This is a genomic window from Kitasatospora sp. NPDC004240 (genome assembly GCF_053603215.1).
This window is the reverse complement of record NZ_JBSGFD010000446.1, coordinates 1-1,473: the sequence shown is the minus strand read 5'-3', so window position 1 is coordinate 1,473 and position 1,473 is coordinate 1. Positions and strand designations below refer to the sequence as shown.

Here is a 1,473-nt window from a genome sequence, read left to right as displayed (position 1 = left end):
GGTCACCAGGGCTCCGCCATGGCTCCTTCGTCGGCACCGCCCGGACTCGGCCCTCGACCCGCTCCTTCACCCACCCCCCTATTGCCGGTCGGTCTTACCCACGCGGCGTGAACAGCTGAATGCCCCGGCGGCGGCGGTTTCCGCCGGCCGTGCTCAGCCGTCCGGCACGGGCCCGTCGCCGTTCTCCCCGGACTCCTCCGAGGCGAGGGCGATGCACTCGACGTCCAGCTGGTCGGCGAGGTCGACGAGGATGGTGGCCAGCACGGTGACGGTCCTCGGGTCGAGCGAGCTGCCGTCCTGCTCCGCGGTGTCCACCCAGTCGGCGGTGACCCGGCGCAGCAGCGTGATGACCTCCTCGGCCGGGATCAGCAGATGGCCGCCGGACGCGGAGACCAGCGGCAGGGAGACCTTGACCATGGTGACCGCCTTCCGGGACGAGGGTGTGACACCGCCGGCGGGGCCACCGGCCCGCCCGCAGGAGGAGGCGTCTGCCCGGACCGGGCCGGTCCATGCGCCCGGGCCGGTCCATGCGCCCGGTCAGTCCGTGCGCCCGACGGGGTCGGACAGCAGCCGCAGCAGGCCGGCGATCTCGTGGTCGGCCTCGGCCGGGTGCCGGAAGGTCGTCCCGGCCAGCACCTCGTAGTGGTTGCGACGGCCCTCCCGGGTGCGGCGCAGGTACCCGGCGGTCTCCAGGTCGGTGACGATCGCCTGCACCGCGCGCTCGGTCAGCCCGCAGACCTCGGCCAGGTCGCGCAGCCGCATCGCGGGGTCGCGGGCGACGAGCAGCAGGACGCGGGCGTGGCTGGTCAGGAACGTCCATGAGGTGCGGGGCGCGTTGGGGGTCGGCACCCCTCCATTCTACGGGCTCCCACGAGTTCTGATTCCGGTTTTCTGATACCGGAGATAGAATTCCTGTGATGGCGGTCATCCGGAGTGACTCCAGGGAGGCGGACATGCCGGGCCGAGCGACCACACCGGGGCGGAAGGACCGGGCCGTGCCCCCCGGCGACCACGCCCGTACGACCCCGCGCGACCTCGCCCGTACGGGCCCGCGGGAGCCCCTCGACCGGGAGCTGTGGCAGGTGAGCTCCGGCAACGGGCGGCTGAGGGCCGAGCTCGCCGGCTCCGACGGGGGCCGGGTGACGGCCCGGGTCTCCGGGGAGATCGACCACGAGTCCGCGCCGGAGTTCGAACGCGCGCTGATCGCCGCGCTGCGCGCCGGCCCGGCGGGCCTCGACCTCGACCTGTCGGCGGTCGCCTTCTGCGACAGCGCCGGCCTCAACGCCATGCTGCGCACCCGCCGCGAGGCGGTGGCCGCCGGCCGCGGTCTGCGCCTGGTCGCCCTGAGCGAGCAGGTCGCCCACCTCCTCGACCTCACCGAGACCCGCGCCCTGCTGGCACCGGACCTGCTGTAGCGGGGCCCGTCCCTGTCCCGCGGCCCCGCCCCGGCTCGCGGCCGCCGCCCGGCGCGCC

At 74.9% G+C, this 1,473-nt stretch carries 3 protein-coding genes; 1 reads left to right on the top strand and 2 read right to left on the bottom strand.

Annotated elements, in window-relative coordinates:
• Positions 1–153 precede the first annotated feature (153 nt).
• Positions 154–417, bottom strand: coding sequence for a DUF6213 family protein (locus ACWEQL_RS42420; RefSeq protein ID WP_452156973.1), 264 nt, complete (start codon positions 415–417; stop codon positions 154–156).
• A gap of 120 nt (positions 418–537) precedes the next feature.
• On the bottom strand, positions 538–849 hold the full coding sequence (locus ACWEQL_RS42415; protein ID WP_452156971.1) for a helix-turn-helix transcriptional regulator: 312 nt from the start codon (positions 847–849) through the stop codon (positions 538–540).
• Positions 850–995: 146 nt separating this feature from the next.
• On the opposite strand from ACWEQL_RS42415, the gene ACWEQL_RS42410 reads away from it, so the two are divergent.
• A complete protein-coding gene (locus ACWEQL_RS42410; protein WP_452156969.1) occupies positions 996–1,415 on the top strand; it encodes an STAS domain-containing protein in 420 nt (139 codons plus the stop codon).
• Positions 1,416–1,473: the final 58 nt, after the last annotated feature.

Coding starts and splice junctions, on each gene's coding strand:
- ACWEQL_RS42420 (WP_452156973.1), bottom strand. CDS start 417: ATGGTCAAGGTCTCCCTGCCGCTGGTCTCCGCGTCCGGCGGCCATCTG.